Raw genomic sequence first — 25110 nt, 5'->3', positions numbered from 1 at the left:
AAGATTCGCAGTTTTCCCAATATATAAGGAGAAGTTTGTGCATCGACCCGAATCCGCTATACCGCAAAACAATCGTCAGGTTATTATCGGTTGCCTGTTTGTTTTACTCGGCGCGTTAGGCTTTTCAGCCAAAGCGGTGCTGATCAAGTTGGCTTATGCTTACAGTCATCAACTGGACGCGATCACTTTGATGGTGCTGCGCATGGCGATTTCATTGCCTTTTTTTCTTGCGGTTGCGTTATGGTCGGCTAACGATTCGACACAAACAAACGATGCGCAACGCTTGAACAGACTGGACTGGCTGATGATTTTCGGTCTAGGTATATTGGGCTATTACGTTGCCAGCTTGCTTGATTTTGCAGGTCTGCAATATATCTCGGCAGGGCTTGAGCGCTTGATTTTATTTCTCTATCCGACTTTTGTCGTTTTGTTCACGGCCGCGATACAACGCCGCGCGATTAACCGGCACCAAGCGCTTGCGTTGGCTTTAAGCTATGCAGGAATGATTTTGGTGTTTGTCGACAACATGGCGGTCATGACATCATCGGGACTCTTGCTGGGATCATCATTGATTTTATGCAGCGCGATCGCGTTTGCCTTTTTCCTGATGGGCAGCGGCATGATGGTCAAGCGGATAGGATCGACGCGTTTTACCGCTTATTCGATGACCGTTGCCTGTCTTGCGACCGGCCTGCATTTCGTGATTCAGCATGGCGTTGAGCTGTTAAATTTGCCGGACAGTGTTTATTGGTTGGCGTTGATCATGGCGATTTTTTCGACCGTGCTCCCGGCATTTTTAATGAATGCAGGGATTCGGCGCATTGGCGCCGGTTCTGCGTCGATCATCAGTTCTATCGGGCCGATAGGCACGTTGGCGTTGGCTTTTTTGTTGTTGGGCGAGACTTTGACGATAGCGCAGTTAGCCGGAACGGCTTTGGTGTTGATTGGGGTTTATGTGGTCAGCCGGGCTAAGGCATAAGGTCGGCTAACTATTAATATCAAACAACTGACTGCAAGCTTTGATAACTGCTTGCTGATCGCTATCAGCCAAAACACCGGCTTTTCTGATAATCAAGCGGTTATCAAGGGTAAATAATTTCATTCGGATAATAGAATCAGAAGAAAGTCCGGCGCTATTCAAATCGGAAATATTTACATCGTGCAGCCAATTGGAATTTTTGGCGCTGGTAATCATCGCCAAAACTGAGTGCTCCACTGAAGCATTAAACGAGGTACTGGATAACACCAACGCAGGTCGCCTTTTTGTCGTATCTTGGTCCGTGAACGGAAAAGGCACGACCACAACAGAAAATGTTTCAAAGATCAGCATACGCTTCGTCATCCGCGGTAGAATTCCATTCGCTCAATGTGTCGTGCAACGCTTCAGTAAAGGCTGAGTCGATGGATTTCGCTTTGCGAAGATGGACGCCGGCCTGATCAATTTCAAAGACAATCGCATCGCCTTCGTGTAGATTCAGGGCTTCCAGAACCGGCTCAGGCAGGGTGGTCTGGTTGTGGTGTATTAATTGGCTGCTGGTTTGCATACATTAAATCCCAAGTTGAATTGATAAGTCACGTAGCCACATACGCTAACGCCGATGACAGTTTGCCTCATTTCGCCTTAAGTTTCTCTAATAATTGCAGCGTCAAAGCGTCTCGCTCGCCGTTAAAATACTTGTCAAGGATACGGGAAAACACGGAGCATGGAGCCGCCACATAGGTAAATAATGTCATCGAAGATTTAAGCTTTAGATCATCCGGGTAACCAAAGATTTCTGAAATTGATCGTCCTTCAATGGCAAAAACCGCTTCCGCGCATTCCAACAGTCTTGTTCCAAGGACAGGGTGATTTAGGTATTGCCGCGCTTCTTCTATGCTCTTAATGGCATAGTGTTTTGATATTGTACTGTGGCCCAAGCCATCAAATTGCGGGAATATATACCACATCCAGTGGGTTCGTTTCCGGCCGCTTTTTAACTCTTCGAGGACATTGTCATAGATGCTTGCTTGCGCAGTCGTGAAGCGACTTAAATCGACGGTGTCGTTTGCGTTTATCATACTTGCGCCTTACCCCGTTAGTTCAGCCGCGACTTGTTATACAAAGCCAGCACGGTCTTAACGTAATTGCGCGTTTCGGGGTAGGGTGGAATGGAGTTGTTGTGCCGGATTACTGCGTTTTCACCGGCGTTATAGGCGGCAACGGCCAGATTCAGGTTCGAGTTAAACATCCTGAGCAAGTCTTTCAGATAATGGGTGCCGCCGTCGATATTTTGAACGGGATCATTCCGGTTAACAACGCCGTAGCGTTTTGCTGTATCGGGCATTAACTGCATTAAACCGACGGCTCCGGCTGTGGATATTGCGCTTGCATCATAAGCGGATTCCGCCTGAATAACGGCGTGCAGCAGTTTAACATCGACTTGGTGCCGGTTGGCCGCCTCGGTAATCAGATCGGCGAACTTCTTTTTGTTGACGCCTATATAGGGCAGGGCGGCGGAATAATTTATCGGCCGGGTGCGGATGATGCGTTTGTACAGGCTATGTTTAGGCTTGTCGGTGTAGTAGATGCGGCCGTCAGTATCGACAAATTTATAGATGTCGGCCAGCGCCTCATTTGAGATGAGTAAAGTAGTTAAAATAACGGCACAAATCTGTCTGGAACGGATTTGCATTAACCCGAAGGACGGCAGGCGGGGTAGCCTGACGTATATTCTCATCATGTATTGTGCCTACCTGTCGGGTTTAATCACGACCATGCTTGCGGCTTTAACGGCCCTTTTTCTGGCTTCATCGACCGTTTCGGCGGTGGCTAAGGCAACGCCCATGCGCCGGCTTACAAAAGCCTCTGGCTTGCCGAACAACCTGACTTCGCTGGTCGGGACGGACAGCGCCTGGTCCAGTCCTTCGTAAATCACGCCTTCGGCATCCACGCCGCCTAATATGACCGCGCTGGCCCCGTTGCTTTGCATCGCGGTATCGACCGGTAGGCCTAAAATGGCTCTGGCGTGCAATTCAAATTCGTTTTGTTTCTGGGTGGTCATCGTCACCATGCCGGTATCGTGCGGCCTGGGGCTGACTTCGCTAAACCAGACGCTATCGCCTTTGATAAACAATTCAACGCCGAACAGGCCGAGTCCGGCGATCTCATTGGTTATTTTGAAAGCGATGTCCTGCGACGCTTTTATCGCGGCGGCACTCATGGCTTGCGGTTGCCAGCTTTCCCGGTAATCGCCGCTTTCCTGCACATGGCCTATCGGAGCGCAAAAGTGAGTCTCGACTTCGCCGTGCTGATTTTTGGCGCGCACCGTCAGCAGGGTGATTTCAAAATCGAAGTCTATTTTGGCTTCGACAATGACCTTACCGGTATCGACCCGGCCGCTGGATTTGGCGTAATCCCAGGCCGCTTTAAGTTGGTCGGCGCTTTTAACCATCGACTGGCCTTTGCCGGATGAGGACATCGTCGGCTTGATGAAGCACGGATAACCGATGCCGCCGTCAACCGCCGCCTGCAACTCGTCGAAGCTTTGCGCAAACGCGTAGTTCGAGGTGGGGATTTTAAGCTGTTCGGCGGCCAGGGTTCTGATACCTTCCCGGTTCATCGTCAACTGAATCGCCCTGGCGTTAGGCACCACGGTACATCCGCCTTCCGCTTCAATGTCAATCAGCGCCTGGGTCGCAATCGCTTCGATTTCCGGGATGATAAAATCCGGCTGTTCCAGCGCGATCAGTTTTTTGACTGCCTCGGTGTCGGTCATATCGATCACATGATTGCGATGCGCGACATGCTGCGCCGGTGCATTCGGATAGCGGTCAACGGCAATCACTTCGACGCCGTAGCGTTGCAGTGCAATAGCCAGTTCCTTGCCCAACTCGCCGCTGCCGAGCAGCAGGGCTTTGGTTGCGCCGTTTGATAATGCGGTGCCTATTTTCATTATGAATCCGCCAGATAGTTGTCGATGTCTTCTTTGGAAAAACCGATTTTTTTCGCCACGCGGTCGGCATGGCTGACCCGCGAAATGCCCGGAACCAGTTTGTAAGTCGGCGCGTCGTCGGCAAACTCGACCTGTCTTGGCAAGCCGATGCCTTGAGCGACAAAATGATCGACCAGTTGATGGTTGTGGGTGATTAAAATGGTGCTGTTGCCTTTCCGGTAAAAGCCGTTCAGCACATTCGACGACGATTCCATTTTTTCCTCGAAGGTCGTGCCTTCGGATAATTCGTCCAGTACCACCAGGCTTTTCGGGCTTGCGGCCAGGAAAATATCTTTGGTGCGTTTCAATTCGGTGCCGAAGCGGCCTTCGCCGTCATCCAGATGGCTGATGTCGGGGGCCTGATAAAAAATCCGGTCGGCGACGGTCAGCGTTGCCGATTTGGCCGGAACATAGCAGCCGATTTGCGCAAGCAGCTGGATTTGGGTGACGGTTTTGCAAAAAGCCGTCTTGCCCCCGCTGTTGGGGCCTGTGACCAGCACCAGTTTGTCGTCTTCCAGTACGAAGTCGTTGCCGACATAATCCGGGTTTTGTTTGCCCAAAACCGGGTTTCTGGCATCTTCAAGGTTTATCCGGTGATGCGGCGCATCGACCAGTTCCGGCAACACCTTGCTGCCGCCGAACGCATCGGCGAATTTGATAAACGACAGCAATTCGTCGAGCTGGCCCAGCGCATCCAAGGTTTCGCCAACAGCAGGGGAACTCTTGAACTCGTTTCTCAGCGGAATAATGCAGCTGTCGCGGTCAAAGCCGCCGACGATCGGGTAATAGACCAGCAAGAAAGGCACAAAGAAAATACTTGCGGTCGGGATCGCCTCAACCGAAACCTGGAACATGTCGGTCGGGAAAAAATGCGCCAGCGCCCAGACGGCTCCGAAAAACAGGCTGATCAGCAGCGGTTTGAACAGCCGGGGCTTGAAAATAACCGCAGGCGAAAACGAACCTTTCCGTTGTTCCTTGCATTGAATATCGTTTTCAGTGATGTAAACAGGTCCCTGCATCAGCGAATAGGGCCGCGACTCTGCGAAGGCTTTGATTTTGTCGAAAAGGCCTTTCAGGTAGTCGCTTTGCGGGGCTTCGGCAGATTGAACCTGATCGACCAGTTCCAGCATAAAACGGACACCCCGTTTATATTGCAGATAGCCGTAGCCCTCGATTTCATGCTCTTCCCTGGCCGTGCCGAACGTACCCAGGAATTCGCCGAACAACAGCAAATAGAAGTTTTTTTCATCGGGTACAGCGTATTGGATGATTTGTTCAAGCCGCTCTTTTAGCGCCGGATTATTGCGCAGTTCTTCAACGGCTTGCTGTTTGGCCTTGATCTGGTCCAACTCATTCATCGGCTGGGCTAAGGAACGGTATAACACCGCTTGCCCGGCAATCGTCGAGGCGTGATTGACGGCGTCGAACAGTTCATCGACTTCAATGGTGTTGAAGGTTCGCTGGTCGATAACGCCGTCACCGGTTTCCAGCGGTTTGCTGGATTTGATGGTCGGCCAGCTGCTGTCTTGCCAGCTTTGTAATAGTGTTTGTTTCATCTGATTAGCCTTTGTCCGCCGTTTGCAACACCAAAAGTGCGTATATTAATCAATAAATGTCAGCAGATTGATTGATTCACCACGAAGACACGAAGGGCGCGAAGAAAAAGCCAACATAAAAACTTCGTGTTCTTCGTGCCTTCGTGGTGCAATGTCTAAAATTAAAGCTTCTGTTCAAGCAGATTAACTATAGCATCAACATGAATTTCCGAATCATTCAGTGCGGCTATATAGCGATATTCTTCACCGCCGGACTCCATAAAAATAGCCTTGTTCTCCATCGCTATTTCTTCCAGCGTTTCCAGGCAATCCACCGCAAACCCAGGACAAACGACATCCACCTTTTTAATGCCGCGGCCCGGAAGCTCCTTTAAGGTGTCCACGCAATAAGGTTTCAGCCATTCCGCCTTGCCGAAGCGCGATTGGAACACAATCATCCATTCTTTCTCACCGATACCCAATTTTTCGGCAATCAGGGCCGCGGTTTTATGGCATTGGTGAAAATAAGGGTCGCCCCATTTTGTCAGTTGTTCGGGCAAGCCGTGAAAGGACATCAATAACAGCTCGTTTTTGCCGTGCTCTTGCCAGCTCTGCTTGATCGATTCGGCGACTGCGGCGATATAGTGGCTGTGCTGGTGATAATCGCTGATGAAGTGAATGTTGGGCAGGTGTTTCCAGGTATTCAGCTCCTTAACCACGTCATCGTAGATGGACGCGGTGGTGGTTGAGGAATACTGCGGATACAGCGGCAGGATGATTAAGTTATCGACGCCCGCCGTTTTGAAGGCTTTTAACTGTTTCGCTATCGAAGGCTCGCCGTAACGCATCACATGCTGGGTAGTGACGCCTTTTGCATGCAGCTTATCGGCAACCCGTTCGGTCAATTGCAGGGTCAGGAAAATTAACGGAGAGCCTTTTTCATGCCAGATATTGCGGTAGGCTGAGGCCGATTTGCGGGGGCGAAAAGGCAGCACAAAAAAATGCAGTATCACCCACCATAATGGCCGCGGCAGGTTGACGACGCGCGGGTCCCAAAGAAATTCCTTAAGAAACCGCCTGACCGCCGACGTTGTCGGTGCGGTAGGCGAACCCAGATTCGCCAGTAATACACCGGTCTTTTTCGTCGTCATCAGTTCGACCTCGTTCGCCACAGGTCAGACCTATCGGTTGATCAAATTTAAAAATTCCGAGCGGGTGCTGATTTCTTTGCGGAACACGCCGGTCATCACTGACGTGGTCATTACCGAATTTTGCTTTTCGACGCCGCGCATCATCATACACAAATGCTTGGCCTCGATAACCACGGCCACGCCTCGGGCGCCGGTTGCCAATTCAATCGCGTCCGCGATTTGCTTGGTCAGTTTTTCCTGGATTTGCAGGCGGCGTGCGTACATATCGATAACGCGAGCCACTTTGGACAGGCCCATCACTTTGCCTTTCGGCAAATAACCCACATGGCATTTGCCGATAAACGGCAGCAAATGGTGTTCGCATAAGGAATACAGCTCAATATCCTTCACAATAACCATGTCCTCGGTGTCGGCGCTAAAGATGGCGCCGTTAAGCACTTCTTCCAGCGTTTTTTCGTAGCCGTTGTTTAAAAATTTGAAAGCCTTGGCCGCACGTTTTGGCGTATCGAGCAGGCCCTCGCGATTTAAATCTTCACCGACCGCTTCGATAATCTTGGCAAAATGCTGTTCCATTGTTTCAATCTCAGTAATAAAAAATAGTCGGTCAGTATACAGTATTGAGTATCGTATTTTAAAGCTCACGCTCCTTATCTACATCTTTTGAGATCAGGCTAAGGGCAAAAGGCGCAAGGCGAAAAAACTGCACTTAAGCCTTGAACCTTTTTTGCCCTTTGCCTTTAGGCAAAGCTTCCAAAACCACATTGATGTCCGCGCCGGGTTTGCAGACATTTTCGCTAAAATGCCTGCGCCAGCCTCTGGCGCCCGGCTCGCCATGAAAAAGTCCTAAAATATGCCGGGTGATGCTGTTTAGGCGGACGCCGTCGTTAAGTTCAAGCTGCTGCCGAATATAAGGGATTAACAGCTCCATAATCATTTCCCGCGACCGCGGCTCTTGGGTCTCGCCATAAAAGCGCCGGTCCACATCGGCCAATATATAAGGGTTGTGATAGGCCTCCCTGCCGACCATGACGCCATCAACATGCTGCAAAACAGCTTCGGCCTGCTCCAAAGTCGTGATGCCGCCGTTCAGGATGATTTCCAGCTGCGGAAAGTCCTGTTTTATTTGGTAAACCATATCGTAGCGCAACGGCGGAACATCGCGGTTTTGTTTCGGCGACAGGCCGCTCAGCCACGCCTTTCTGGCATGGATGATAAAGGTTTCGCAGCCGGCGACGGCAACCGTCGATACAAACTGCACCAGTTCTTCATAAGAATCGCGCTCATCGATGCCGATTCTCGACTTGACCGTGACCGGAATCGACACCGCCCGGCTCATTGCGGCAACGCATTCGGCGACCAGCTCGGGTTCCGCCATCAGGCAAGCGCCAAAACGGCCGTTCTGAACCCGGTCGCTGGGGCAGCCGACATTCAGGTTGACCTCGTCATAGCCGTAATCTTCGGCCATCTTGGCGCAAACGGCTAATTCACGGGGATTGCTGCCGCCTAATTGGAACGCCACCGGATTCTCAGCGGCATTAAATTGCAAAAAACGGCGGTGGTCGCCGTGAATCAGCGCGCCGGTAGTCACCATTTCGGTATACAAAAACGCGTGTTGTGAAATCAGCCGATGAAAATAACGGCAGTGCCTGTCGGTCCAGTCGAGCATCGGCGCAATGCAGAATTTTCTGCTGGGATGATGGGCTTTAGTTTTGTCAGAGATCAATGTGTTATCGGGGGCTGGTTAAGGGTTAGCGATGGGTGCGAGCGTAAAGGCTGAGCATTATAACCTATGGACATTTTTATGCAGTTAAGCCGCAGATGGATGGGTTCTTTGCAATATCAGATGGAGCCGGCGCAAAATGAGGGCTGATTACAGAAATTGTCATTTATTTTTACCATGAAGACCATGAAGACCATGAAGACCATGAAGGACTTGAAGGACTTGAAGGACTTGAAGATTGCGCTCCTTATGGTATGAACCGGTAACTTCTCGTCCCTTCATTATCTTCATGCCCTTCATGGTGAAAAAACAAGCCATAAATAGTTATGCCGCATCAACATCAGCGTTTGTCTGTGAAAATCCGCGGCTAAGCAAATAAACAGGAATCAAGGTAAAATAAGCCAAAATTTTAACAAGGAATTTCTGTTGGATACCCCCGCCTTCTGTCGTTGCGGCTCGGGCGTTGCATACGCCCAATGCTGCGGTTTATTTCATTCCGGCGAAAAAAAGCCGCTAACTGCCGAAGCTTTGATGCGCTCGCGCTTTACCGCTTACGCCCTGCATAACGCCGAGTATTTGCTGGAGACTTGGGATGCCACTGTGCGCCCGGAGTCGATCGACTTTTCCAAGGAAAAAGTCGAGTGGCGACGTCTGGAAATCGGCAACACTAAAAAAGGCGGAGCCAAGGATACGAAAGGCGTGGTGGAGTTTAAGGCGTATTATTCGCAGGATGGCGAAGAGTACGTGATGAATGAAATCAGCCAGTTTGTTAAACGGGCGGGCGGCTGGTTTTATCTGGACGGGCTGGTTAAGTCCATCGGCAAGGTCGGATTACAGACCAATCAGGGCAAGAATGCGCCGTGTTCATGCGGTAGCGGCAAGAAATTTAAGCGCTGTTGCGGGGCTGGATGATGTTTATGTCGGCGGCGGCCGGAAAGAGGCCGCCGCCGGTTGCGTTGCCAAACGACAACAGCGTTATTTTGCTTCTTTTGCAGGCTCTATAGTTTCTTCCGATTCCGCAATCAGGACGGCTAAACAGTCCATCAGGCTTTCGGTATAGTTTGAATGAGCGTCTGCGAGTTCTTTTGGCGAGCCGAACTCAGTCCGCAGTTCTTCAAGGGTTTTTTTAGGGTCTTGAGACGATGACAGCATCAACATTCTTGTATAGTTGCGGTAAGCGGTCAAGCGCTTGGGGTCCAGAACAAAAATGCCGGGCATGTTTTTTGAAGTTGTCTCAACAACGCATTTAGCCATGCGTTCGGGGGACAGCTTGTAGTCCTTAATGTCTTTTTCCAGCTGCATTTGCTCCAGTACAGTCTGTTCGTATTGGGTTTTATCTGCGCAAGCAGGGAGCAATAATGCCGATAGGGAAATAAGCAGTAGTTTTTTCATGTGAGCGTTACCATTATTAAATTGAAATGCAATGTGCGGCATTATACGCATATGTGAAGAGTAAAAGGCGAAAGGCGAAAGGCGAAAGGCGAAAGGCAAAGGGCAAAGGGCAAAGGGCAAAAGAGAGCGTTTGCCCTTTGTCTTTCGCCATTGGCCTGTAATCAACCCATCTCCTTAATTGCCTGAGCTATCCAGGCTTCCGCGTCGGCGTTGATGTCGGCGGCTTTGCGTCCCTTAGTCGCTATCAGCGGACCGATTTTTACCTTGATGACGCCGGGATATTTTAAAAAGCTGTAGCGCGGCCAAAAATCGCCGGCGTTATGTGCGAGCGGCATGACCGGAACGCCGGTTTTTTGCGCCAGCATGGCCCCGCCTGCACTGAACTTTCTGACTTCGCCCGCTGCGGTCCGGGTGCCTTCAGGGAAAATAACTATCCATAAACCCTGGCTTAAATAAAGCGCCCCCTTTTCCAGCAAGATGCGCAATGCGGCGCGTTGGTTGTTCCTGTCTATAGCGATGGACTTGACGACGCCGAGCGCCCAGCCCCAAATCGGGAACATTAGCAACGAGCGTTTCAATAAAACGCTTTGCATCGGAAGAATATGCCGTAACGCCAGCGTTTCCCATGCGGATTGATGATTGCTTAACACAATCACAGCTTGTTGCGGATTAATCCGCTCGAGTCCTTCGACTTCATAACGGAGACCGCAAAAAGCCTTGGACATCCATAACACAACGGTACACCAGGCTTTTGAGATGTTGTAGCGGATTACAAACGGAAACGGCGTGGTCAACAGAATCAATAGCCCGGCAATGGTAGCGGTCGAGAAGATTCCGACAAATAACAGCGCCGAGCCTATATAGTTTTTAGGTCTATTGTCTGGTTGTGATGAATTTTGTTGCGTCATATAAGTTCTCAAAAACGGGGATGTTGAGATTAGGGTTTTCGTTTAGGGTTTTGCGGCCTTTGCCGGTTTTGACCAGTATCGGGCTGGCGCCGACGGCCTGCGCCGATTGCAGGTCGCGGAGCGAATCGCCGATAACCACCATGCCGGTCAGGCTGGCATGGTGGTCTGCTGCAAACTGTTCAAGCAGCCCCGGTTTGGGTTTGCGGCAGTTGCAGCCGTCGTCCGGCCCGTGCGGGCAAAAATAGATCGCGTCGATTTTTCCGCCTTTCTGTTCGGTCATGCGCCGCATTTTTGCATGGATTTTTTCCAGCGTGGAGACATCGAACAAGCCGCGGGCCACGCCGGACTGGTTAGTGACCACCACGACTTTATAGTTATGCTCGTTGAACAGCGCAATGGCCTCAAGACTGCCTTCAATCGGCAGCCACTCTTCCGGGGATTTTATGAAATCATCGGAGTCTCGGTTAATGGCGCCGTCACGATCCAGTAACACGTAGCGGTTTTCGGGCATGATTTATCGTGTGTTCCCGCACCGCTGGAGCGGTAGCATCCGCGTTCCCATGCCGGAGCGCGGGAACGATGAATTATGTGATCTGTTCATTTACGATTGCAATTTGGAAATGTCGGCACAAGTCAAAAACTGCTCGGACAGCAGGTTCAGCAATGCCAGCCTGTTGGCGCGCAAGTCGAGATCGTCGGTCATCACCATCACATGATCGAAAAACGCATCGACGTCATTGCGTAATTCCGCCAGACGGTTAAGCGTCGCTTGGTAATTACGTTGCGCCAGCAGCGGTTGAATGTCGCTTTCGGATTGCTGTGCGGCTTGCAACAACTGTTTTTCCTGCGGCTCAATCAATGCGCCGACAGTGGCCGACGGTTGGGTGTCCGACTTTTTCAGGATATTGCGGATGCGTTTATTCGCCGCGGCCAGGCTTTCGGCTTCCGGCAGTTGCCTGAAGGCTTTAACCGCCTGCAAACGCTGCATGAAATCCAAAGGTTCCGCCGGAATCACGGTAAGGACGGCGTCGAATTCATCCGCTGTGTAGCCGTGGTCGAGGCAATAGCCTTTCAAACGGTCGAAAATGAAATCGATCACCCGGTCGGCCGTTTCGGCTTGATCGCGGGTTTGCCCGGAAACGGTTTTGATCTGAGCGCTGGCGAATTCGGTTAATTCGACAATGTTGATGTTGAGTTTGTTCTCTATGATGGTGCGGAGGATGCCTAATGCGGCGCGGCGCAATGCATAAGGGTCTTTGTCGCCGGTAGGGATCAAACCGACCGCAAAAATGCCGACCAGGGTATCTATTTTTTCCGCAATCGCAAGAATTTGCCCAATTGTGCTGCCGGCAGTCGGACTGCCTGATTGTTTGGGGAAATATTGTTCCTCAATCGCCAGCGCGACCGATTTCGGTTCATGCTCCGCCAGCGCATAGTAGCGTCCCATAATGCCTTGCAGGTTGCCGAATTCGCCGACCATTTCGGTCATCAGGTCGGTTTTTGCCAATAACGCGGCGCGTTCGGCTAATTCAACATCGGCGCCCAGGTGTCCGGCAATAAATTTTGCGAGATTGCGAACTCGTATCGTTTTGTCGTAAACCGTGCCCAAATTCTCCTGGAAAATAACGCTGGACAGGCTTTCAACGCGATCTTCCAGCATCTTTTTCCGGTCCTGGTTCCAGAAAAATTCCGCATCGGAAAGACGCGGTGTCACAACGCGCTCATTACCCTGTTGTATGGACTTGGGGTTGCTGCTTTCGATATTGCTGAACGTAATAAAGTTCGCCAGTAAACCACCTTCGGCATTTTTAACCGGAAAATATTTTTGGTTGGTTTGCATTGTGGTGATCAGCACTTCCGGCGGCAGTTCCAGGTAGCGCGGATCGAAAGCCCCGGTAATCGGCACCGGCCATTCGTTCAGGGCGGCAATCTCTTCGAGCAAATCGTCCTCGATGTGCGCAATACCGTTCACTGCGGCGGCGGCTTTCTGCGCCGCGTCGCGGATGATGGTTTTCCGTTGCTCAAAATCGGCAATGACATGGCCTTGTTTGTACAAGGCATCGGCGTAGTCTTCCGGCTTGGTCAGGGTGATTTTTTGCGGCGCGTGAAAGCGGTGGCCTTGTGTAGCCGCGCCGGTTTTGAGGCCCAGAATTTCGGTGTCGATGACGTTGTCGCCGAAAAGCAGGACGGCCCAGTGGACGGGTCTGACGAACTCGGTAGTGAAGCTGCCCCAGCGCATGCGTTTGGCAATCGGCAATCCGGCGATGCTCTGGCGGATAATGTCCGGGATCAGGCTTTCCGTCGCTTGGCCTTTGACGGCTTGAGTAAAGCTGAGCCATTCGCCTTTGTCGGTTTTCAGGCGTTCCAGTTGGTCGAAACTGGTATTGCAGCTGAGCGCAAAGCCTAAAGCCGCTTTGCTGGGCGTGCCGTCCGGCGCAAATGCCGCTTGCAGAGCAGGGCCGCGTTTTTCTACGGTTTTATCCGGTTGCGCCGTGGACAGGTTTTCGATGAAAACGGCCAGGCGTCTGGGCGTGGCGTAAGCCTTGCTGCCGGTAAACGTCAGTTCGGCGGCATTAAGTCCTTGGATGATGTTGTTCAGCAAGGCGTTGCTCAGTTTCAGCAAGGTCTTGGGCGGCAGCTCTTCCGAACCTAATTCAAAAAGTAAATTCTGTTTTTCTATCACGGTAATCTCTTTAATTTTTAAGACGATTTATTTCGTTGCAAGCCTGATGTAACGATGACGGGGCATTTTGAGGCAAGCCATTAATGCAGATTTCATTTTTTAATCTTTTAGCAAATTCTGTGGGCTTAGAGCCTTTATATTGGTTTTTATAATCAGTTACTTTGCCTTGATTATCTTTATCTTCGGCATGAAAATCATCTGTATCAATATAATAAAACCATGACTCAATATTACGAATAGGTGAAAATATTAAAATAGCCTCATTCGGTGAAGGCATGTATTTTTGATATAAATTTTTAGCGTTATCTTTAGTATCATCATCAATAATGACGACCAAAATATAATCTAGATGATTTGCTTTGCTATGAAACGCTTTAATTTCTTTCTCATAATGGTCTTTTACAAATTCTGCTCCAGAGCCTACGCTACGACCTCTTGGATTATATTTTCCAATTATTTTTCTATTATTAAATCCAAGTAGTTCAAAGTATTTTTTAGCAAAATGATAATGAACGGTATCCTCGCACAAGATATACACTTGTGCTTTATTGCTCATAAATCCAGCCTCTGTCTATTAATTCTGCGATAGAAAGTCCGCTTTCATCTTCAGGGCTGATTTTTTGTATTCTGGTTAAATTATTTTCACGGCTAAACCAATAACCGGAATCACTTGCTAGCAAGTTGATAATTTTAGGATGGTGTGAAATTAAAAGTGCTTGTAAATTCCTTTCCGCACATTGATCGTAGAGAACATCAAACCAAGGCTGAATTTCCGGCAAGGCTAAAAAGTTCTCAGGTTCGTCAATGCAAATAAGTGAATTTTCGGGTGTGCAGTAAACCAAGGAATAAAGCGCAATTAATACTTTTTGACCTTCCGAGAGCTCGTTAAGATAATAACTAATAATTTTTTTATTAGCGTTATTTTCAAAGTCTACCTGTAGTACTTTGGCTTGTCCTGCCTGCTCAATTCTAAAATAATCAAACCCTGGCAGAATATCGCGCATCGCTTTTTCAAATGAAGATACGCCTTTTCTATTCTTTTCATTAAGATGTGCAAACCATTCGGCAAAAGTTGAAAAATCTGTTTTTATCTCGGCATTACCTTTGCTAATAGTAGAAACCATTTGATAAGGATTAATACGAACTATTAACAATGTGCGCAGATACTGTAAAAATTCTTTTGCATAAAATGAAATATAGCGATTTATACTGGAACGAGTAATATCAGATGAAAGTTGTTCATTTTTTTTATCAAAAGATATAACTGACGTCTTGTAATCTTTCGATTCGGCAAGTGCTTTATTATTGAGATATAAGTATTCTTCTTTAATGTTAAAATTTTCAAAATCTGATATATCGAGCTCTAATACTAATATGTATCTGTAAACAGAATTCCCAATTTCAACATCTAACTCAAAACGTATATCAGATACTTCGGGTTTTAACCAACGAGGAGAATCAGTAAGGTCAAAAACATTATCGACCTTCTCTTCACCAATAATCACTCTTCGTAACTTAGTTAAAACCTCAAAAACCGTAGATTTACCCGAACCATTCGCTCCCAAAAAAAGACTAATATCTTTGTCAAAGTTAATTTCAAAATTAACTAAGCATTTATAGTTGTGGATATAAAGTCTTTTTAACATGGGTAAGCAAACCTTTTAATTATTCTGGCACATCGGAAACCCCAGCGATTCCCTGCGTTGGTAATAAACTTCAGCAACGGATTTGGCCAAATTCCTGACTCGTAACAAATACCGCTGGCGCTCGGTAACTGAAATGGCGTGGCGCGCATCCAGCAGATTGAACGCATGCGAGGCTTTCAGCACCATTTCATAGGCTGGCAGCGGCAAGTTCAATTCGATCAGCTTGGTGCATTCCTGCTCGTAGGTGTTGAAACACTCGAACATGAACTCGACGTTGGCGTGCTCGAAGTTGTAGGCGGACATTTCCACTTCGTTTTGATGGAACACGTCGCCGTAAGTGACCGTGCCGAACGGGCCGTTAGTCCAGACCAGGTCGTAAACGCTTTTAACGCCCTGCAGGTACATCGCGATGCGCTCCAGGCCGTAAGTGATTTCGCCGGTGATCGGCCTGCATTCAAGGCCGCCGACTTGCTGGAAGTAGGTGAACTGGGTCACTTCCATGCCGTTCAGCCAGACTTCCCAGCCCAAGCCCCATGCGCCCAGGGTGGGCGATTCCCAATTGTCTTCGACGAAGCGCACATCGTGTTCGAGCAGATCCAGACCCAAATGGCGCAACGACCCCAGGTACAGTTCCTGGATATTGTCCGGCGACGGTTTTAACACCACCTGGAACTGGTAGTAATGTTGCAGGCGGTTGGGGTTTTCGCCGAAGCGGCCGTCGGTCGGCCTGCGCGAAGGTTGCACATAGGCCGTATTCCAAGGCTCGGGGCCTATGGCGCGTAAAAATGTGGCGGGATGAAACGTCCCCGCGCCCACTTCCTGATCCAGCGGCTGCAATAAAATACAACCTTGATCTGACCAGTATTTCTGTAAGGCCAGGATGAGTCCCTGAAAAGTAGATAAGTCGTTGTTTATGCTGGACACGGTTTAATGCTCTTGGGCAATAAAAATGGGGGATTATAACTGAAAAGGCGGTATCAGGCATACCGTTAGATTGGGGATTTATACCGGCGAATCCTGCAAGCGTTTGTACTAAGTAGTATTGCCGATTTTGCAGGATTGCTTATCTATCCGAAATAGATAGGTTTATACTCGAATATCGAGGACGAGCGGTGTCGTATATTGCTATCAGGGCTTTGATGGTTAGGCGGCGTATTTTTTTCAACAAAAGGGGAATCGATATGAACGATCAACAAAAGCAACAGGCTGTAGACATTCTTAATAAAATTATGGAGCTTGAATTGGCGGGGGTTGTTCGCTACACGCATTACTCTCTGATGGTGTACGGCTATAACCGCATTCCGATTGTTTCCTGGCTTAAGGGCAATGCTGACGAGAGCCTCGCCCATGCGCATAAAGCGGGCGAGCTGGTGACCTTGTTGGGCGGACATCCTTCGCTGAAGATCGGCCCATTATTGGAAACGGCCAAGCACGATATTGGCGATATCCTGAGAGAAAGCCTGGAGCACGAGAAAACGGCGATAGCGGCCTATTTTGAACTGCTGAAAGCGTCCGAGGGCGTTTCAGTGTTGCTGGAGGAATATGCCAGAGACATGATTGTCGGGGAAGAACTGCATCTTGACGAAGTGAATAAAATGCTGCGTAAGCCGGGCGATGTTCAGCCCTTTAACCCTTAAGGCCGATCGGTGGAGAAGTGCGCATCACGTAATTTATCTGCGTACTTCTCTCTATCAAGCAAGCGGAAGCGGATTATCCGAATTGCCGCCGGAAACGCCACACGCCGAAACTGAAGAAGGCAATGCCCAACAGCGTTAAACCCAGCAGCAAATCCTTCAAAATATACATGTCCGCTCCTTTGAGCAAAATGGCATAGCTCATTTCGGTCAAGTAATACAACGGTGAAAAAGTCATGGCCCAGCGCAGACCTTGCGGCATGGCTTCCGGCGGCGTCCATACGCCGGAAAGCAGCAATATCGGCATCATCAGTAAAACCACCAGCATCGTCACCTGGCCCAAGGTACGGCTGGCGGTGGCTATGAACAAACCTATCCCCGAGGTGGCGAATACATACAAAGCCGTTACCGCAAAGAACAGCGGGATGCTGCCTTTAACCGGCAAATGGAAGGCCGGGATGATAATCAGAAATAAACATACCGCAGTACCCAGAAGAATTACCAGACTCATCGCGATGACTTTGGGCAGCAGAATCTGTAACGGCGTCAGCGGAGACACCGCGAGCTGCTCAATGGTTCCGCGCTCCTTTTCCCGAACCGCAGCGGCAGCGGGCAGCAGCATCGACAGTATCGTGATCACGGTCAACAGCTCCGAGATCGACATAAACCAGCCGTCAATCTGGTTGGGGTTGTACAGCACCCGGTGCCGGTCCTCAATAACGGGCAGGTTATCCGTCTGCCCGGCGGCCAGCCCAAGCTCTTGCATCGCAAAGTCCTGGCCGAAGTCCGCGGTAATTTGCGCGGCATACGAGGTTGCCAGTGTGCCCAGTACCGTATCGCTGGTATCCACCTGCAATTGAACAGCGACTTGCTTTCCCCGCAACAGGTTCCGTTGGAAATGTTCCGGTATATCCAGTACAGCCAGGACTTTTCCTTTATTTAACAAATTTTCAGCTTCTTTCTTGCCGGAAATTTCCCCCTTCAAATCAAAATAAGGCGGGCGAAAGCGGTAAATCAATTCACGGGACGCGGCGCTATGATCGTGATCGATGACCATCACCGATGCGTTGTGAAGATTCAGCTTGATGCCTTCGCCTGCGAGATAGACGTCGGCGGTAAAAAAATAAACAATGATCGCAAGCAGGACCGGATCGCGGAAAAGCTGTTTCAGCTCTTTAACGGTCATGGCTATCACGCGGTCCCACCATAACAGGAAACGGTTGCCGTTCATCGCCTCGGCCTTTTGTGGAAATTAAGGTAACCGACAACCCACAGGATAACCGCGTAGAGCATTAGCGCCGCCACCTCGAACCAAAGTTCGGCCCAGCCCAATCCTTTAAGAAAACTGCCCCAAGAGATACGCAGATAATAAAGCGTCGGGAACAAATGCGCCTCGAATCGGGTTCCCGGCTCCATTGATTCAATAGGCACCAGCAGACCCGAGTACAGCATAGCCGGAACAAAGGAAATCACCATCGTCAGCGTTATCGCGGCAACCTGGGTTTGAACCAGCAACGATACCAGCAGGCCGACACCGGCCGTACAGATCACATAAATCACCGACGCGGCATAATAAAACAGCGGGTCGCCCTTGAATGGGGTGCCGAACACGTTCATGACCACCCACCAGAGAACAAGAATGTTCAAGCAGGAAATCAGCAGATAAGGCAGGAATTTACCCAGAATAAATTCGCTACGGCTGATAGTGGAGGCGTAAATATTATAGATGGAACCGTTTTCCTTTTCCCGCACCACGCCCAACGCGGTAAGAAACGGCGGAGTCACCATCAACACCAGCATCATCAATCCTGACGCCATAGACCACTGGCTGCGAAGGGCCTGGTTGTACAAATAACGGGGTTCAAGCAACACGGGGGCTACCCGGCCAAGGGCTTGTTCCTGGGAAAGGCCCCGGGCGCCGGTTAAATAACCGGCCAAAGACTGACGATTAAAATTGGCGATAATACCCGATACATAACTTCGGGTTACCTGTCCCCGGTAAGGGAAAACGCCATCGATAAGGCTTTGCACCGATGTCGATTGTCCGGCCAGCAGACGCTCCTGAAATTTGGGCGGGATGACAATCGCAAAGCGTATGTCGCTATGCGCGAGCAGCGCGTCGAATTCGCGTTCGCTGCGGACATCGCCTTTGTAGTTGAAATAACGGGAGTCGATAAACCGGTGCAGAAAGTCCCGGCTCATCGCCGTCTTATCCTGATCGAGTACGGCGAACGGGATCTTTTCCACGTCGAAGGAAATTCCCCAGCCCAGCACCAGAAAGATGCATAAAGGCAGCACAAAAGCCATGGTGAAAAACAGCCGGTCGCGCAAAACTTCACGCCATTCTTTATAGGCCACCGCCCAGACCCGGCTTAAGTTCATAACCGCTCCTTATTTTCCAGGGCCAGAACCCGGTAAACAAAAACATCCTCCAGCGTAGGCGCGTGGATCGTTGAATCAATCAGCCGGATAGCCTGCCGATCCAGCAACGTGCGAATCTGTTTTTCCGCGGCTGCAATATCCAGCGCCAGCAGATGGATATGTTTGCCGAATAAAGCGGCGCCGTTGAACCCGGCCTGTTTAAGCAAAGCCAGCGTTTCCAGCGGACGGTCGGTGGTGATTTCAAGCAATTGTCCCGCCTCCTGTTGCAAGGACTGGATCATGTTTGTCGGCGACTCATCGCTTATGACCCGGCCCGCATACATCAGCGCCAGATGATCGCAATGCTCGGCCTCGCTCATGTAATGCGTCGTCACCAAAATAGCGACCTGTTCCACGCGGGCAAGATGTACCAGAATATCCCAGAAACGGCGTCGCCCGACAGGATCGACGCCTGAGGTGGGCTCATCCAGAAAAAGCACGCCGGGCTGGTGGACCAACGCGCAACCCAATGCCAGTCGCTGGCGGATGCCCATCGGCAGACCGGCTGTCATCTGTCCGGTGACATCGGTTAACCCGGCAATATCGATGACCCAGGCTATGCGCTGCTTGATGATGTCTCTGTTGACGCCGTAAATGCGGGCATAAAGCCGGATGTTCTCGATCACCGTCAGGTCCAGATAAAGGGAAAACGCCTGCGACATATAACCGATGCGCTCCTTGATGGTCTGCCCGGCATAGCGCATATCGGCGCCCGCAACCTGGCCCTCGCCGCCGGTCGGCGGCAGTATGCCGGTCAGCATTTTAATCGCGGTCGTCTTGCCTGCGCCGTTGGCTCCGAGCAGGCCGAATATCTCGCCCTGCCGAACCGTGAAATCGATTTGATCGACCGCGCGGAACCGGCCGAAATCGCGGGTTAATTGCCGCGCCGCAATAGCGATGCCCTGATTTTGAAGCAAGGGTTTATCGAAACGGGGAACGGTATGCGAGTTTGTCTTCTGCTCGGACAGCCGCTGCCTGCGCAACAAGGCGATAAAAGCATCTTCCAGCTCGGGTTGGGACGCGCGAATGGCTTTAATATCGACGCCAACCAGCAAACCGGAGACTGTTTTTGCCGCCTGATCCGAAGACTGATTATCGACAAAAACCCGCAACCGGGAGCCGATGGCTTCGACCTGCGAATAATGATTTTTAAGTTGATCCAGCGCCTGAATCTGCGGTTCGGCCGACAGCTCCACCAGACTTCCTTGCGCCTGACGGCAAATAAATTCCGGTTCCCCAGCGGCCAGTATGAGTCCGTCATACATCAAGGAAAGTCGATGGAAACGGGCCGCCTCATCCATATACGCGGTAGCAACCAAGGCCGTAACGCCCTGTTCGCGCAGCAGTTCGGCCAGTATGGCCCAGAAATCGCCGCGCGAAACCGGATCGACGCCGGTCGTCGGTTCATCAAGGATGATCAGTTCAGGTTCATGAATCAGCGTACAAACCAGACCCAGTTTTTGCTTCATGCCGCCGGAGAGATTTTTCATCGGCCGGTCGCGAAACTTGTCCAGCCGGGTTATGCCGAGCAGTTTCCGTTTGCGCTGGTCAAGTTGGGCGGGCGTTACCTGGCGCAGTTGCGCAAAAAAATCGATATTTTCCTCTACCGACAAGTCAGCGTAGAGATTAAGCCCCAGCCCCTGAGGCATGAATCCCAACCGGGCCTTTATAAGCTCGGCAGCCGATTCGGAATCAACCTTGATGCCGAATACTTCCAACTCGCCTTGTTCAAAGGACAGCACCCCGGCAATCGCTTTCATCAGGCTGCTCTTGCCGGAGCCGTCCGGCCCGATCAGTCCGTAAATTTCGCCACGCTCGACGCTCAGGTCGACGCCTTTTACGGCAGGCTGTTTTTTATAGCTTTTGCAAAATCCCTGTACTTTGATGACGGGTTTTTCATTTACCAGCGCGGTTTCGCCCATGGCGCATTCTCCTGCCAGCGTATCACCGCGTCGGCGGGCAGACCGGGAGTCAAGCGGTGATCCGGGTTTTCATCCAGATAAAGTTTGACGGCGTATACCAGCTTGACCCGTTCGTCGGGCGTTTGTACTTCTTTAGGCGTGAATTCCGCTTGGGAGGCGATATAACGCAGCGTTGCCGGGAAAGGCCGGTCAGGAAATGCGTCGGTATAAATTTGGGCGGCCAGCCCCAGGCGAACCTTGCCGATTTCTTTCTCCGGCACATAGACTTTCAGATACAGACGATCCAGATCGACAATATCGAACAGCGGACTGCCGGCCGCGACCACTTCGCCGGCATCGACGATACGGGTGGTTATCATGCCGCTTGCAGGGGCTCGGACAACAAGATCGTCCAGCACGCTTTGCGCCTCGGCCAGCGCGGCTTCCGCCTGCGTCACCTGAGCTTCCAGCGCCGCGACTTCATCCTCCTGCGCTTTAACCTGCTCCCAACCCAGACTCGCTTCGGCCAGCAGTTTTTCCGCCTGGGTGACGGCAGTTTGAGTCGTGGTGTGTTGGGCGCGCGCCACCTTCCAGCTTAGCTCGGCCTGTTCGCTGCGATGTTGTTCTACCGTCTGTCTTTTTAACAGTTCGCGAAAGCGCTCGGCATCCTTGCGTTCCTGTTCTTCAGTCGCATCGGCGGAAACCCGGCTTGCATTGGCATGGGTAAGCCCCGCTTTAGCCGTTTCTATCTTTAACGGGACATTTTTCTTGAACACTGACAGCGAGGTCCGGGCGGCCGTGAGTTTTGCTTTAATCGCATCCACGCCCGATTTGGCCTGATCTAGTCGGGCGCGGGTCTGGACATCATCCAGCTTGACCAGAATCCGGCCTTTTTCAACCTGGTCGCCTTCCCTGGCCAGCAATTCGGTGACGCGCCCGGACCATTTGCCGGCTGCGGTGTAATGATCGCCCTCGATGCGGCCATTGGCTTGAACCAGCCCCTCGGGGAAAGGCGGCTCGCGCCATATTAGCCACCAGGCTGCCGGCGCGATCAGCAAGCCGCCGATCAGTAGCGCGACGATAGTGGATGTGCGGATTTTTGTTTCCATATTCGATGTTCCTGCCGGCCTGATTTCAAGAAAACCCAGTGTTACAAAATACCTAACGCGCGCCGCAAATGCAGCGCGGCTAGTGTCGCATCATAATTGGCATTATTGAAGTTGCCATGACTGGTGGTGCGCAAATCTTCGGCCTTAAGCACGTCGGTATTGGTGGACAAACCTTGCTGGTAGCGGTCGGCGGTGACTTTCATGTTTTCATCGGCTTGTGCTATGGCCTGCTGAGCCACGGCTATGCGCTTTTGCGTTTCCTGAATATCCAGCCAGGCCTGTCTTACCTGCAAGCCGATCATGCTGGATAAGTCGTCGCGTTGTTCTTTTAACGAAATCGCCTGCCGGGTAAGCGCATCGCTGCGATGGCCTGAACTGCCGTCAAAGATTTTCCAATCCATTCCGACATTGGCCGTCCACATGCCTTCAAAGGCCTGATAGCGGTTTTCCTGGTATTGGTAACCGCCATTGACCGCGACCTGCGGCAACAGCGCGGCTTTTACACTCTGCGCCTGTTGCTCCAGCGACTCTATTTGCTGGGCCAGCGTGACCAGTTCGGGACGCTGTTTTAATGCGTTGCCGCTCAGCTCGTTTAAGGTTCCCTGAGGCGTTTCAGGGAATTGATGGGCCAGCTTAACCTCGTCGGCGAGATTCCGGTCCAGCAACTGGTTATAGCGGGCCTTGGCAATGTCCAGTTGATTGCTCGCCTGCACGACCAGCTGCCGGGCATTGGCCAATTCCACATTGACGGTCAATACGTCGTTGCGCGCGACCATGCCTTGATCGAACAGATTGTTCACATCCTTCATGTGCAGCTCCAGCGCATCGACATGGCTAAGGGCTACCTGCAAGGCGCTTTCCATGCGCAATACCGCGATATAGGCTTCCGCCACCTGCATTTTGATGTTTAATGCCGAGGTGGTCTCATTGGATTGAACCGCCTGCAATGAGGCTTCGGCGGCATTAATGTTGTGACTGATGCGTCCGCTGGTAAAAATCGGCACCGAGGCCATCGCCTGGGCCTTGACGCTGCCGGGCTGGGACATGTTGAACGTCGCCGTTTGCCCGCTGATCTGTGTTTTGGCTGCCGGCGTTTCGCTGAGCTGGGTATAGCTGCTGCTGACGTTGAGGTCGGGCAAGCGCTGGCCCTCCGCCGAATGCAGCTGCTGTTCGGAGGCGCTGGTGTCGGCTTTCGCCGCTTTGATCTGGTGGTTGTTGTTAATGGCGCTGCTCCAGGCGTCTTCCAGCGTTTCCGCATTAGCCGCGGTGGCGGCAAGAAGCAGTAACGCGCCGATTACATAATGGTTATGGCTTGGCATGGAGTATTCCCCGCATATAAAAAGCAATGACCTGTGAGATCAGGCGTTTTTTTTCGTCGGCGGAAGGCCGCAGCGTTTTCGACAATAGGCAGCGCAAATGCAGGTCGCCTTTCAACATGCTGAAAAACGCGTCTGCCGCAAATACAGGATCAATAATGCTGAAATCTCCGGTGGCATTCAAGCGCCGAAAATAATTTTCCAGCTGCGTCAGTCCGGCTTGCGGCCCGCTTTGATAAAACAGTTGGCCCAGTTCCGGGAAATCCGGGCTTTCCGCCACCACCAGCCGGTAAATGGCCAGGGCGTCTTCGGAGAAAATCAAGTCCACGGCGGATGTCGCGATTTGGGTCAGGTTGTTTTCGACATCATCCAGTTCGATAGTGACCTGGGTCATGGTTTGCAGTAAAGATTTGCAACGGTCGGAAATGACCGCCGAGAGCAGGGCGCTTTTACTGTCGAAATGGTTGTACAGCGTCGCCTTGGAAACCGGTGCGGCCTGGGCGATTTTTTCCATGCTTGCGTTGCGGTAGCCGTGCGCCAGAAACATGCGGGTCGCGCCATCAAGAATGGCTTGCCGCTTAGGATCGATGGGTTCTGAAGTCATTGTTTTATTTTTGCGTAATGCCAAATGATAAGTTAGACTAAACTAAACCGTTTAGTTTATCAAGGTCGTTTATGCGCAGTTTCCGTTCTGTTTTACTGATTTTATTGATAGCCCTTCCTTTGGTCGCAGGAACAGGCTACTGGCTGCTGGATCGCCGGCAATACGAAGCCACCGATGATGCCTATTTGCAAAGCAACATCGTACTGATCAGTCCCAGGGTGCAGGGTTATGTGACGCAGATAGCCGTCAACGACAATCAGGCGGTCAAGCAAAACGATGTGCTGGTGACGATTGACGACCGGGATTATCAGGCCAGGGTCATTCAGGCCGAGGCCAATGTCAGCGCGGAAATAGCGCATATCCAGCGTTTGCGGGCGATGAAAACCTCCCAGCGGGCGCATGTCGAAACCGCGGGCGCCAACATAGCGGCGGTGCAAGCCAGGCGGGAGCATATTCAGAAAGATCTGGAACGCTTTCAGAACCTGATTGACAGGGGATCGGCGGCCAGGCAATCCCTGGATAAGGTTGAATCGGAGTCCAAACAGGCCGCGGCCGAACTCAGAGGCTCGCAATCCGCAGCCAACGCGGAACATACCCAGCTAGCGACGCTCGATATTGAAATCACCGAAACCGAAGCGCGGCTGGAAAACGCCAAGGCGCAATTGAGCCTGGCGAAAATCGACCTGGAACATACCCAGATCAAAGCGCCGGTAGACGGCGTCATCGGCAATCGCGGCGTGCAGCTTGGGCAGTTGGTCCGCCCCGGCGTTGCGTTGGCCTCTCTGGTGCAAAACAGCAAAATCTGGGTTGAGGCGAATTTCAAGGAAACCCAGCTGCAACACATGCGCTTGGGGCAGCCTGTTACGATTAAAGTGGACGCCTATCCCGACCTTGAATTGGCCGGTAAAGTGGACAGTTTTTCACCGGCCAGCGGTTCCGAATTCAGCATCCTGCCCGAGGAAAACGCCACCGGCAACTTCACCAAAATTGTGCGCCGGGTGCCGGTCAAGATAGTCTTCGACGCGTCCGAGAACATCCAGCTGCTACGGCCGGGCTTGTCGGCCGAAGTTAAAGTCAAAGTGCATTAAGCCCGTGGTAAAGACGGATCAGCAGGATACC

Annotated in this window: 26 protein-coding genes; 4 read left to right on the top strand and 22 right to left on the bottom strand. The window is 51.3% G+C overall.

Translation table 11 applies throughout. The features are described 5' to 3' along the window. Positions 1-37: 37 nt before the first annotated feature. Positions 38-979, top strand: a complete 942-nt coding sequence (locus V3O24_RS06730) for a DMT family transporter (RefSeq protein ID WP_331306689.1) — start codon at positions 38-40, stop codon at positions 977-979. 6 nt (positions 980-985) lie between these two features. On the opposite strand, the gene V3O24_RS06725 is transcribed toward V3O24_RS06730, so the two are convergent. The 9 genes from V3O24_RS06725 to dusA form a co-directional block, all read right to left on the bottom strand. Further along, the gene (locus V3O24_RS06725) at positions 986-1330 is read right to left on the bottom strand and encodes a type II toxin-antitoxin system PemK/MazF family toxin (RefSeq protein WP_331306688.1); all 345 of its coding nucleotides are present in this window, start codon (positions 1328-1330) and stop codon (positions 986-988) included. Continuing rightward, entirely contained in the window at positions 1317-1544 is a 228-nt protein-coding gene (locus V3O24_RS06720; protein ID WP_331306687.1) for a hypothetical protein, read from the bottom strand. The genes V3O24_RS06725 and V3O24_RS06720 overlap by 14 nt, the downstream gene beginning before the upstream one ends. Positions 1545-1611: 67 nt before the next feature. Continuing rightward, positions 1612-2058 carry a DUF1810 domain-containing protein gene (locus V3O24_RS06715; RefSeq protein WP_331306686.1) on the bottom strand — a complete coding sequence of 149 codons (447 nt, stop codon included), beginning with the start codon at positions 2056-2058 and terminating at the stop codon, positions 1612-1614. A gap of 17 nt (positions 2059-2075) precedes the next feature. Then, positions 2076-2720, bottom strand: coding sequence for a transglycosylase SLT domain-containing protein (locus tag V3O24_RS06710; protein WP_331306685.1), 645 nt, complete (start codon positions 2718-2720; stop codon positions 2076-2078). A gap of 9 nt (positions 2721-2729) precedes the next feature. Beyond that, positions 2730-3932, bottom strand: coding sequence for a formate-dependent phosphoribosylglycinamide formyltransferase (gene purT / locus V3O24_RS06705; protein ID WP_331306684.1), 1203 nt, complete (start codon positions 3930-3932; stop codon positions 2730-2732). Beyond that, complete coding sequence (locus V3O24_RS06700) at positions 3932-5527, bottom strand: DNA mismatch repair protein MutS (protein WP_331306683.1); 1596 nt, start codon at positions 5525-5527, stop codon at positions 3932-3934. Before V3O24_RS06700 ends, purT begins: the two co-directional genes overlap by 1 nt. Before the next feature lie 161 nt (positions 5528-5688). Next, the gene (gene hemH, locus V3O24_RS06695; protein WP_331306682.1) at positions 5689-6657 is read right to left on the bottom strand and encodes a ferrochelatase; all 969 of its coding nucleotides are present in this window, start codon (positions 6655-6657) and stop codon (positions 5689-5691) included. 30 nt (positions 6658-6687) lie between these two features. Beyond that, entirely contained in the window at positions 6688-7230 is a 543-nt protein-coding gene (gene folE / locus V3O24_RS06690; RefSeq protein WP_104422795.1) for a GTP cyclohydrolase I FolE, read from the bottom strand. A 133-nt stretch (positions 7231-7363) separates the two neighbouring features. Next, positions 7364-8323, bottom strand: coding sequence for a tRNA dihydrouridine(20/20a) synthase DusA (gene dusA, locus V3O24_RS06685; RefSeq protein ID WP_348529989.1), 960 nt, complete (start codon positions 8321-8323; stop codon positions 7364-7366). Positions 8324-8803: 480 nt separating this feature from the next. Here dusA and V3O24_RS06680 point away from each other — a divergent pair, with 480 nt between their 5' ends. Continuing rightward, the gene (locus V3O24_RS06680) at positions 8804-9289 is read left to right on the top strand and encodes a YchJ family protein (protein WP_331306680.1); all 486 of its coding nucleotides are present in this window, start codon (positions 8804-8806) and stop codon (positions 9287-9289) included. Positions 9290-9352: 63 nt separating this feature from the next. Here V3O24_RS06680 and V3O24_RS06675 read toward each other — a convergent pair whose 3' ends face one another. The 7 genes from V3O24_RS06675 to glyQ all read right to left on the bottom strand — a co-directional run bounded on the left by V3O24_RS06675 (position 9353) and on the right by glyQ (position 15930). After that, positions 9353-9769, bottom strand: a complete 417-nt coding sequence (locus V3O24_RS06675; protein WP_104422735.1) for a hypothetical protein — start codon at positions 9767-9769, stop codon at positions 9353-9355. Positions 9770-9930: 161 nt separating this feature from the next. Further along, positions 9931-10677 (bottom strand): lysophospholipid acyltransferase family protein, encoded by a 747-nt coding sequence (locus tag V3O24_RS06670; RefSeq protein WP_331306679.1) that lies wholly within the window; start codon positions 10675-10677, stop codon positions 9931-9933. Next, on the bottom strand, positions 10643-11188 hold the full coding sequence (gmhB, locus tag V3O24_RS06665; RefSeq protein WP_331306678.1) for a D-glycero-beta-D-manno-heptose 1,7-bisphosphate 7-phosphatase: 546 nt from the start codon (positions 11186-11188) through the stop codon (positions 10643-10645). The genes V3O24_RS06670 and gmhB overlap by 35 nt, the downstream gene beginning before the upstream one ends. A 90-nt stretch (positions 11189-11278) precedes the next feature. Then, the gene (gene glyS / locus V3O24_RS06660) at positions 11279-13360 is read right to left on the bottom strand and encodes a glycine--tRNA ligase subunit beta (RefSeq protein WP_331306677.1); all 2082 of its coding nucleotides are present in this window, start codon (positions 13358-13360) and stop codon (positions 11279-11281) included. Between the two features lie 10 nt (positions 13361-13370). Beyond that, the gene (locus V3O24_RS06655) at positions 13371-13916 is read right to left on the bottom strand and encodes a hypothetical protein (protein WP_331306676.1); all 546 of its coding nucleotides are present in this window, start codon (positions 13914-13916) and stop codon (positions 13371-13373) included. Continuing rightward, the gene (locus V3O24_RS06650) at positions 13906-15006 is read right to left on the bottom strand and encodes an ATP-binding protein (RefSeq protein ID WP_331306675.1); all 1101 of its coding nucleotides are present in this window, start codon (positions 15004-15006) and stop codon (positions 13906-13908) included. Before V3O24_RS06650 ends, V3O24_RS06655 begins: the two co-directional genes overlap by 11 nt. A gap of 15 nt (positions 15007-15021) precedes the next feature. Then, positions 15022-15930 carry a glycine--tRNA ligase subunit alpha gene (gene glyQ / locus V3O24_RS06645; protein WP_331306674.1) on the bottom strand — a complete coding sequence of 303 codons (909 nt, stop codon included), beginning with the start codon at positions 15928-15930 and terminating at the stop codon, positions 15022-15024. Positions 15931-16187: 257 nt separating this feature from the next. On the opposite strand from glyQ, the gene V3O24_RS06640 reads away from it, so the two are divergent. After that, positions 16188-16643, top strand: coding sequence for a ferritin-like domain-containing protein (locus tag V3O24_RS06640; RefSeq protein ID WP_104422999.1), 456 nt, complete (start codon positions 16188-16190; stop codon positions 16641-16643). Positions 16644-16716: 73 nt separating this feature from the next. Here V3O24_RS06640 and V3O24_RS06635 read toward each other — a convergent pair whose 3' ends face one another. The 6 genes from V3O24_RS06635 to V3O24_RS06610 are packed head-to-tail and all read right to left on the bottom strand — an operon-like array spanning position 16717 to position 23991. Then, positions 16717-17871, bottom strand: a complete 1155-nt coding sequence (locus V3O24_RS06635; protein WP_331306673.1) for an ABC transporter permease — start codon at positions 17869-17871, stop codon at positions 16717-16719. Next, entirely contained in the window at positions 17868-19022 is a 1155-nt protein-coding gene (locus tag V3O24_RS06630; RefSeq protein WP_331306672.1) for an ABC transporter permease, read from the bottom strand. Before V3O24_RS06630 ends, V3O24_RS06635 begins: the two co-directional genes overlap by 4 nt. After that, on the bottom strand, positions 19019-20983 hold the full coding sequence (locus tag V3O24_RS06625; RefSeq protein WP_331306671.1) for an ATP-binding cassette domain-containing protein: 1965 nt from the start codon (positions 20981-20983) through the stop codon (positions 19019-19021). The genes V3O24_RS06630 and V3O24_RS06625 overlap by 4 nt, the downstream gene beginning before the upstream one ends. Further along, positions 20962-22071, bottom strand: coding sequence for an efflux RND transporter periplasmic adaptor subunit (locus tag V3O24_RS06620; protein WP_331306670.1), 1110 nt, complete (start codon positions 22069-22071; stop codon positions 20962-20964). The genes V3O24_RS06625 and V3O24_RS06620 overlap by 22 nt, the downstream gene beginning before the upstream one ends. Before the next feature lie 41 nt (positions 22072-22112). After that, positions 22113-23390, bottom strand: a complete 1278-nt coding sequence (locus V3O24_RS06615) for a TolC family protein (RefSeq protein WP_331306669.1) — start codon at positions 23388-23390, stop codon at positions 22113-22115. After that, positions 23377-23991: a TetR/AcrR family transcriptional regulator gene (locus V3O24_RS06610; protein WP_331306668.1), complete on the bottom strand. Its 615-nt coding sequence runs from the start codon at positions 23989-23991 to the stop codon at positions 23377-23379. The genes V3O24_RS06615 and V3O24_RS06610 overlap by 14 nt, the downstream gene beginning before the upstream one ends. 71 nt (positions 23992-24062) lie before the next feature. Between V3O24_RS06610 and V3O24_RS06605 the strand changes: the two genes are divergently transcribed. Continuing rightward, positions 24063-25079, top strand: a complete 1017-nt coding sequence (locus tag V3O24_RS06605; protein WP_331306667.1) for an HlyD family secretion protein — start codon at positions 24063-24065, stop codon at positions 25077-25079. Positions 25080-25110 lie beyond the last annotated feature (31 nt).

Origin of the sequence: Methylobacter sp. Wu8 (assembly GCF_036440755.1) — a bacterium.
GTDB lineage: Bacteria > Pseudomonadota > Gammaproteobacteria > Methylococcales > Methylomonadaceae > Methylobacter_A > Methylobacter_A tundripaludum_A.
Note: the sequence above shows the minus strand (reverse complement) of the source record. Positions and strands in the feature narration are given on the sequence as shown.

Excerpts from the sequence above, each read along its gene's own strand:
- V3O24_RS06715 (WP_331306686.1), bottom strand. The coding sequence starts at position 2,058 with ATGATAAACGCAAACGACACCGTCGATTTAAGTCGCTTCACGACTGCG.
- V3O24_RS06605 (WP_331306667.1), top strand. The coding sequence starts at position 24,063 with ATGCGCAGTTTCCGTTCTGTTTTACTGATTTTATTGATAGCCCTTCCT.
- purT (WP_331306684.1), bottom strand. The coding sequence starts at position 3,932 with ATGAAAATAGGCACCGCATTATCAAACGGCGCAACCAAAGCCCTGCTG.
- V3O24_RS06640 (WP_104422999.1), top strand. The coding sequence starts at position 16,188 with ATGAACGATCAACAAAAGCAACAGGCTGTAGACATTCTTAATAAAATT.
- V3O24_RS06625 (WP_331306671.1), bottom strand. The coding sequence starts at position 20,983 with ATGGGCGAAACCGCGCTGGTAAATGAAAAACCCGTCATCAAAGTACAG.
- folE (WP_104422795.1), bottom strand. The coding sequence starts at position 7,230 with ATGGAACAGCATTTTGCCAAGATTATCGAAGCGGTCGGTGAAGATTTA.
- V3O24_RS06655 (WP_331306676.1), bottom strand. The coding sequence starts at position 13,916 with ATGAGCAATAAAGCACAAGTGTATATCTTGTGCGAGGATACCGTTCAT.
- dusA (WP_348529989.1), bottom strand. The coding sequence starts at position 8,323 with ATGCTCGACTGGACCGACAGGCACTGCCGTTATTTTCATCGGCTGATT.
- V3O24_RS06620 (WP_331306670.1), bottom strand. The coding sequence starts at position 22,071 with ATGGAAACAAAAATCCGCACATCCACTATCGTCGCGCTACTGATCGGC.
- V3O24_RS06610 (WP_331306668.1), bottom strand. The coding sequence starts at position 23,991 with ATGACTTCAGAACCCATCGATCCTAAGCGGCAAGCCATTCTTGATGGC.
- gmhB (WP_331306678.1), bottom strand. The coding sequence starts at position 11,188 with ATGCCCGAAAACCGCTACGTGTTACTGGATCGTGACGGCGCCATTAAC.
- V3O24_RS06710 (WP_331306685.1), bottom strand. The coding sequence starts at position 2,720 with ATGATGAGAATATACGTCAGGCTACCCCGCCTGCCGTCCTTCGGGTTA.
- V3O24_RS06630 (WP_331306672.1), bottom strand. The coding sequence starts at position 19,022 with ATGAACTTAAGCCGGGTCTGGGCGGTGGCCTATAAAGAATGGCGTGAA.
- hemH (WP_331306682.1), bottom strand. The coding sequence starts at position 6,657 with ATGACGACGAAAAAGACCGGTGTATTACTGGCGAATCTGGGTTCGCCT.
- V3O24_RS06650 (WP_331306675.1), bottom strand. The coding sequence starts at position 15,006 with ATGTTAAAAAGACTTTATATCCACAACTATAAATGCTTAGTTAATTTT.
- V3O24_RS06675 (WP_104422735.1), bottom strand. The coding sequence starts at position 9,769 with ATGAAAAAACTACTGCTTATTTCCCTATCGGCATTATTGCTCCCTGCT.
- V3O24_RS06720 (WP_331306687.1), bottom strand. The coding sequence starts at position 1,544 with ATGCAAACCAGCAGCCAATTAATACACCACAACCAGACCACCCTGCCT.
- V3O24_RS06700 (WP_331306683.1), bottom strand. The coding sequence starts at position 5,527 with ATGAAACAAACACTATTACAAAGCTGGCAAGACAGCAGCTGGCCGACC.
- V3O24_RS06725 (WP_331306688.1), bottom strand. The coding sequence starts at position 1,330 with ATGCTGATCTTTGAAACATTTTCTGTTGTGGTCGTGCCTTTTCCGTTC.
- V3O24_RS06670 (WP_331306679.1), bottom strand. The coding sequence starts at position 10,677 with ATGACGCAACAAAATTCATCACAACCAGACAATAGACCTAAAAACTAT.
- V3O24_RS06635 (WP_331306673.1), bottom strand. The coding sequence starts at position 17,871 with ATGAACGGCAACCGTTTCCTGTTATGGTGGGACCGCGTGATAGCCATG.
- V3O24_RS06615 (WP_331306669.1), bottom strand. The coding sequence starts at position 23,390 with ATGCCAAGCCATAACCATTATGTAATCGGCGCGTTACTGCTTCTTGCC.